General features: G+C 26.0%; 8 protein-coding genes and 1 pseudogene. All 9 read right to left on the bottom strand.

What is annotated here, in order from left to right; all coding sequences use genetic code 11:
* A pseudogene (locus V6137_RS19990) lies at positions 1-314 on the bottom strand (hypothetical protein); the annotation flags it as partial.
* Between the two features lie 605 nt (positions 315-919).
* The gene (locus V6137_RS19985) at positions 920-2,245 is read right to left on the bottom strand and encodes a hypothetical protein (protein WP_425449732.1); all 1,326 of its coding nucleotides are present in this window, start codon (positions 2,243-2,245) and stop codon (positions 920-922) included.
* A 109-nt stretch (positions 2,246-2,354) separates the two neighbouring features.
* Positions 2,355-2,591 carry a hypothetical protein gene (locus tag V6137_RS19980; RefSeq protein ID WP_425449731.1) on the bottom strand — a complete coding sequence of 79 codons (237 nt, stop codon included), beginning with the start codon at positions 2,589-2,591 and terminating at the stop codon, positions 2,355-2,357.
* 57 nt (positions 2,592-2,648) lie between these two features.
* A complete protein-coding gene (locus V6137_RS19975) occupies positions 2,649-3,044 on the bottom strand; it encodes a peroxiredoxin family protein (RefSeq protein ID WP_425449730.1) in 396 nt (131 codons plus the stop codon).
* A 335-nt stretch (positions 3,045-3,379) separates the two neighbouring features.
* Positions 3,380-3,586 carry a hypothetical protein gene (locus tag V6137_RS19970; RefSeq protein WP_425449729.1) on the bottom strand — a complete coding sequence of 69 codons (207 nt, stop codon included), beginning with the start codon at positions 3,584-3,586 and terminating at the stop codon, positions 3,380-3,382.
* A 354-nt stretch (positions 3,587-3,940) separates the two neighbouring features.
* On the bottom strand, positions 3,941-5,248 hold the full coding sequence (locus V6137_RS19965) for an extracellular solute-binding protein (RefSeq protein WP_425449728.1): 1,308 nt from the start codon (positions 5,246-5,248) through the stop codon (positions 3,941-3,943).
* A 232-nt stretch (positions 5,249-5,480) separates the two neighbouring features.
* Positions 5,481-6,803: an extracellular solute-binding protein gene (locus V6137_RS19960; RefSeq protein WP_425449727.1), complete on the bottom strand. Its 1,323-nt coding sequence runs from the start codon at positions 6,801-6,803 to the stop codon at positions 5,481-5,483.
* 190 nt (positions 6,804-6,993) lie between these two features.
* Entirely contained in the window at positions 6,994-7,191 is a 198-nt protein-coding gene (locus V6137_RS19955) for a hypothetical protein (RefSeq protein ID WP_425449726.1), read from the bottom strand.
* Positions 7,192-7,248: 57 nt separating this feature from the next.
* On the bottom strand, positions 7,249-7,544 hold a 296-nt coding region (locus V6137_RS19950; RefSeq protein ID WP_425449725.1), incomplete at its 5' end, for a thioredoxin domain-containing protein.

The raw sequence follows: 7,544 nt of genomic DNA, 5'->3' as shown, positions 1-7,544 counted from the left end.
AAATACTTATCTTCGGTGAATATAGCTGGAACTATTCCTTTAACATTTGATGGAACATTATATTTTTCAAGGAACTCATAAAATTTATTGTAATTTTCTTTCACACCTATGTTCTTTTTTATTATTTCTATATTTTCTTTATCACTTACTTCTTCTAATAATTCTTCTATTTCATCACAGGTACTACAAGAAGTTATGTAAAAATAATTTATGATAATTTTATCCTCTTCTTTAGCAAAAACTTTAGAGTTAATGCTAATTATAGATGTTATAGTTAAAAAAATAACAATAATTTTTAGTCTGTTATTAATCATTGACGGGCTTGTCCCCTTTAGTTATATTTTTTTCATATTTTTGATGTTTTTACATTGCATTAATGTTATATATTGTTAATTCAATTATACACAAACTTCATTGGAATTACAAGAATATTTTGTAATTTATTTTAATATAATGGAATAATGCCTTTTGTTGTGTTTTTTGGTATGATATTTGGGGTATGGGTTGGGGGATTACGAATCCCCCAACAACTGCATATACTTCCTCGCCTATTCCTTCAGTGAAGGGATTTAATTTATACAGGCCCTAAATGTTTGGCAGTTTGATTTTCTTTTGTTTTTTTCTTTAATAAAAAGTAGAGGAGAATAAATTCTCCTCAGTCTGCCTTCCAAGTGCCTTTAGACAAAGCAAACAAAAATGGGAGCCATTCCGCAGGATTTGTGAAAATACAGAATAAGGGAGAAAATCGTTTAAATTCCACTATTTGAGCGTAGCGAGCCCCAAATTCTATTTCCGACCGTTTCTATATATTTTCCAAATCCGAGGACTGGTGGACATTTTTGTTTACTTTGTCAATACTCTGAAGAGAGTAAATTTCCCTCTTTTCACAAAACAGTTCCTTTTCTATATCTCTATTACACTATTCATTAAAAATAATACTGTACTTATCTTCTAATTTTTTCAATTCCCCCTCTAGCTCTTTATCACTATACTCTTTATCTGTAAATATCAAGTGAAACAAATCCTTTTCTATGTTTTCATACATAATTTTGATTTTATTATCCATTCCCAGATAATTTACCTTTTCTTTTTTCAATCTATTTAAAACAGTATTTCTTAATTCCATAGTTCTCTTATCAGTTCCATTATCTTTATCCCATCTCATTATATCTTTTTCAATTTCTTTATTTACTGGATAATAACTAGAGTTACTATAATAAATATTTTTTTGACTTTCATTGCTCAATAATCCATTTATGTATTTTAAAGCTAATTCTATATTTTTTCCTTTTTTATTTACTATAAATCCAAAACTTTTTATTTCATGATCATATACACTTGGTAATATTAAGAATTTATCGTTTTCTATTTGACTTTCTTTTAACTTTAAAATATTAGGTATTTGAAGAAATCTTATAAGTTTATCTGGGTTATTAATATAATTCATGATATGGCTTTCTCTTTCTTTTGAATATCTATCAAATATCATTTTATAGTAGTAATCATAATCTTTATTTAAGATATAATTTCTTGAAAATATTTTTTCCTTTACTTTATGTAGATAGTTTTTAACTTTCTCATTGTTTATATTTATTACTTTATTAGGTTGATCTATTACATTTAATTCATATAAAGGATATCTTACAATCTCTTTATATTCGGCAAGATTAAATTCCCTCGGTTTATCTTTTAACCATTTTTCTTTTATATTAATATAGTCTTTCTTTGTCCAGTTTAAATTAGGCTTTTCTATTTCTAATCTTTTCAATGCTTCTCTATTAAGTATCATCCCATCTTTAGACATTCCTATGGGAATATAAAACATTTTTTCTCTTTTCAATCCATCATATATCTTTTCTAAATTAAGTAACTTACCGCTAAGGTCTACTGCTACTCCCCTTTCAATATATGTATTAGGAAATTTATATATTAGTGTAGGTCCATTATCTGTATATAGTTTAGCATTTAGTTTCTTTATATAATCTTCATATGTGACTGCATGTATAATATCGTATGTCACTTTTACATTATTTTCATTCTCAAATAACTGAGTATAGGCTTTTATAGGCAGATCAATATCTCCCTTATCCATATCCCCACTCCAAACCGCCATGGTCAATTCTTGTTTAGGACTTTTTATATCGTCTTTTATATTAACTTCTTTACTGGAACAACTGATTAAAACTGTCATTAACAATATACCCATGGTTACTAAAATATTTTTATTGATTATTCTTCTCTTCATTATGTGACTCCCCTTACTATTTTTAAGTCCAATATTGTTATATTCTTAATATATTAAATAAATTTTAGATAGCAAATATCTATTTTAATACTAAAAAATTAACCAAGTTCTAACCACAGTCAGGATTATAATCTTGCCAACATTCACCAGTTTCAACTCGACAACTATTTGGATTATTTATATCTGTACAAACTCTCATTTTTTCACACTTCAAACAAAGTCCCTCAAATGGTATTTTATCTATCCACTCATCTACCACATGATCTGCAAAAGCTATATTAGAAACAATCATTAACATAGTCATGGCGACTAAAAACAAAACTATTATTCTTTTTTTCTTATTCATAGACAATGCCTCCATTTTCACTTATTTTCATAGTATTCACTATCTAAAATTTATTACTTAATTAAAAGAATTGACTTTATCAATTATTCTTTTATGAAATAATTTATTATCTTGCCATCCTTCTTTATGCATTTTTATATTACCATTTTCATCTAACATAATATTTAATGGTATTGCCCTAGCATCTATTTCCTTATTAAACTCTTCTTCCGTTATAAAATAATACTCAAATGGTATATCCTTATCTTTTATAAACTTATCAACTATATGTTCTTCACTAGCTGTTATTAGTATAGGTTTCTTTTTCAATTCATTTTCTTTATATGATTTATTAATAAACTCAAGTTCCTTTACACAGGCTTCACAGCTAGGTGAAAAGAATATTAAGAATGTATTCTCTTCTTTTACTACCTCTTCTAAATACTTCTGAGATATCAAGGATTCTTTGTCCAAAGTATGTAAATAGACATATTACAATAAGTGGTATTACAAAGCCTATATTGTATATTATTAATCTAAATATAGCTTGTACATTATAAATGCCTTTATCCCCAGTTTGAATCATTGAGACTATTGTTGGGAGATAAATTTGTCCTGTACATAAAACTCGGTAAAGAATATTATAAATCCCAGTAAAAAAGCTAAGGCTGTTATTATAAATATATTTCTCTTTATATTTGTAAAAATTTTTACAATTCCATTGGGTAATTGTACATAATATATACTATTTAAAGTTAGGCAGAAATGCTAATTTAATATAAAATCACAAACTCATATTGTAATATTTCTTATTTTCTATAGCAGTCTATTATATCAACCCAACAATCACCCGGCTCTATACACCTTCTGATTTTTCTACAACAAATAGTTTCTCCTCCCCTTTCATTACATTCCAACCATGTTTGTTTTGGTGAATTGGCAAGAACAATATTACTAAATACTAATGATATTGTTACAATAGCCAAAAATAAAATTATACTTTTTGTCTTTTTCATACATAACTCCTCCATTTCTATTTAGCATTTCCACCTAAAATTATTATCCAAGTAAATTTATGTTTTTTAAGTTATTTAATCCTAAAATATAATAAAAAACCAGATATTATTTACCTCTATCGCTTGTGTAATCTTTTTTCTTAATTTATTTAACTTTTTATATTTACAATGTTCCTTGAAAATTAATAACTTAAAGCCTAATTTATCTAAATCTAATTTACAATATAATATTTTACAAACCTATGGATCACAATCCCCTTAACTATACATTGTCCACTTAGAATAATATCTCCCCTTAAGCTTAAACTTTCTTTACATTCTTAGTCGTTAACTATTAACTCTTAATTAAAAAAACTATTCCGTCAACCACATATTATACTTATCCTCTAATCTCTGTAACTTTCTACTTAACTCCTCATCTGAGTATTCCTTTTCATCAAATATAATTTTAACTAAATCTTCTTCTAACATGTTATAAAACTCTACTTTTTTACTATCTTGACTATTATAGACTTTATATTCTCCTTTATTAAATTTATCTAGTATATATTCCTTTAATTTTATAAATCTATCTTCTATTTCTCTTTCCTCTTCTATCTTTCTTATTTCTTCTTCGATATCTTTATTAACTGGAAAGTCTCCATGTACTGTATCGTTATATATATCAATTTGTTGTTCATCGTCTAAAAGTCCGTTTATAAATTTGCAACCTAATTCAGCATTTTTCCCATTCCTGTTAACTATAAATCCCCACGTTTTTATTTGATACTCATTTTTCATGACATTTGGTAAAAAAATCATATCTTTGGTATTTTGAGCATACATATTTCTAAATTTTAATCCATTCTCTCTTTCTGTACTTTTTATTAATAGATTATCTTCTATAGAATAATGTAAATCCCATAGTTTTCTAATATCTCCATCAGTTTTTTTTCTGATAAAGTCTATATATTTATCATATCGATATCCCTTTTTTAAAGCATAGTTTTCTGAAAATATTTGATCTTTAGCTTTTTTAATATATTTTTTAATCCTATCTGCATTAATTTTAATATCTTTTGTATCGGAGTCAAATATATCAATATTCTTAAGTGGATATTGAACTATATCCCTATAGGCCCTATAGTTAAATGGTCTAGGTTGTAATTTTAGCCACTTTTCTTTTAATTTTATGTAATCTTGTTTTGTCCAGTTTAATTCTATATTTTCTAAATCTAATTCTTTTAAATAATCTTTATCTATTTCTGTAACCTTACAAATCATTCCAACAGGTACATAGTAAATATTTTTTTCTTTAAAATTGTCATATAATTTATCTATATTTGGAATCTTGTCTTTTACTTCTAAAGCTACACCTCGGTCTATATAAGTTTTATACAAATTATTAACTCCTATACATATCAACGTAGGACCGTTTTTTAAATATAACTTTGTATTTAATTTTTTTAAATACTCTTCATAAGTTGGTGCCTTTATTTTTTCATAATTAACCTTAACATTATTTTCCCTTTCAAAGGTTTGCATATACATATTTATTGCTGAACTTGTGGGTATTTTCTCCCACATTGCTATAGTTATTTCTTTTTTGTCAGCATTCTTACTACATCCAACTAAATCTATACATAGTAACATACATATAAGAAATATTAAGTATTTTCTCATTATTTTCCTCCTCACTTAATTATTTTACATTTATTTGTATCTATACTTATATTATACATATATATATGCTTGTCCTCAACCATATATTGGTATTAAATTATCTATACAATAATATTTTTAATAACAAGAAACTATATCTTATCTTCCTTATTTTATGGCTCTAAAAATGGACTAGGCATGCCTAGTCCTACAATTATCTCTCCCCTCTCCCTTCTCCTCTGATTTCAAAAAATTATTCCCTAAAATACAACTGATACTTATTCTCCATCTCTATTAACTTATTTTCCAGTTCTTCATCGGTATATTCTTTGTCTGAAAATATAATCTTAAAGAAATCTTTCTCTATACTCTTTCTTATGTATTGAACCTTTACATCTTCACCTAGATAATTCATATCATCTCCACTTTTTATTTTATCCAAAACATGTTTTCTCATTGTTATATATTTTTCTTCTACATCTCTTTCCCTTGCTTTTTTATTTATTTTATCCTCTATTTCTTTATTAACCGGATAAAACCAATAAACCTCATCTGTATATACCTTCATTTGATTTTCATCCGATAATAATTGATTTATAAACTCTAACCCTGCTTCTATATTCTTTCCCCTTTTATTTACTATAAAACCAAAAGTATTTAACCTTTTATTGTATGGATTCGGTACGATTATAAAGTCTTTGTTAGCTCTACATCTTGGTCTTACCTTTAAGGTGTTCTCTGATCTATAACTTATTGTTAAAGATTCTCCTTTGTTTTGCATTCTTTGCCTATACTCCTTATGCTTCTCCTCTGAATTATCTTCAAAAATAGCATTATAATAAAACTCCAAATCTTCAATAAACTTATATTTATTCGAGGACAATTTTTCTTTAGATTTCTTTAAAAATTCTTTAATAATATCAGTATTTAAATTTATTTTTTTCTTTTCTTCATCTATTATATTTAATTCATAATAAGGATATCTAACTATATATGAATACTCATCTGAACTAAATATTCTTTCTTTGCTACTTATCCATTTCTCCCTCATGTCTGTAAAATCTTTTTTAGTCCAGTTTATATCAGGTTCCTTAATATTTAATCTATCCAACATCGGTTTATTGAGTATTACTGCAGGATAATTCATACCTATAGGTATATAATAAATACTATCTTCTTTAAATATATCGTACAATTTATTTACATTAGGCAATTTGTCTTCTTCTAACTCTAAAGCTACTCCTTGTTTTATATAGTTTATAGCTGAACCTCTATAATCTCCATTATAAAAGTAAATTAAGGTGGGACCATTCTCTTTATATAACTTTATATTTAATTTATTTAAGTATTCTTCATATGTATTAGCATGAATTATATCGTATATTACATTTATATCTTTATTTGCTTTAAAACTTGTCATATTATCATTTATTGTGGGACCTGTTACACTACCAAAATTGTTTATGTCTTTATCCCAAACTGCTATGGTTACTTCTTTTTCTAGTATATTATTTGTTTCATTACTCTTTTCTTCAGAACAGCCTGCCAGTACTAATAGCAAAGGTGTAAGTATCAATAATATAGCAATATATAACCTTTTAATAGTTTTCCCTCCTAACCAAATACTACTTAAAAAACTGTATTTCCTACTTATTATCTTAATTCTATATATTATATAGATGGGGAATGATAGCTAGTTTAATAAAAATACATTTTTACAATAATATTGTCTTTATTTTTAAAATAAGGATTTTATGACTTAATAGCTACTCCTTTTCAACCCAGCAACTGTCTGGATCATTAATATCTGTACATTTTCTAACATAATAAGTACAGTCCTCTCCATTATCTTTACAACTTTTCCATCTATCAACTATATGAGTAGCAAAAGCCACATTACCAACAACCATTAACATTGTTACTATAGCAAGTAACATTACTAAAACTTTTTTCTTATTCTTCAATTTACATACCTCCATTTAAATTTATTTTCCTAGCATTTCCCACCTAAAAATTATTACCTAATTAAATGAATTAACCTTTTCAATTAATTCTTTTTGAAATGACTCATCACTACTCCATCCATTTTTACCCATTTTAACATTACCCTCTTTATCAATTACAAAACTTAATGGTATACTACCTACTCCTATTTTTTTATCTAGCTCTTCTTCCGTTATAAAGTAGTGTTCAAATGGTATATCCTTATCTTTTATAAACTTATCAACTATATGTTTTTTACTAGCTGTTATTAATATAGGTTTCTTTTTCAATTCATTTTCTTTATATGATTTATCGATAAACTCAAGTTCCTTTA

This window comes from Dethiothermospora halolimnae (assembly GCF_037577855.1).
GTDB lineage: Bacteria > Bacillota > Clostridia > Tissierellales > VENL01 > Dethiothermospora > Dethiothermospora halolimnae.
The sequence above is the reverse complement of the archived record's forward strand: the minus strand, read 5'-3'. Positions and strand labels throughout refer to the sequence as shown.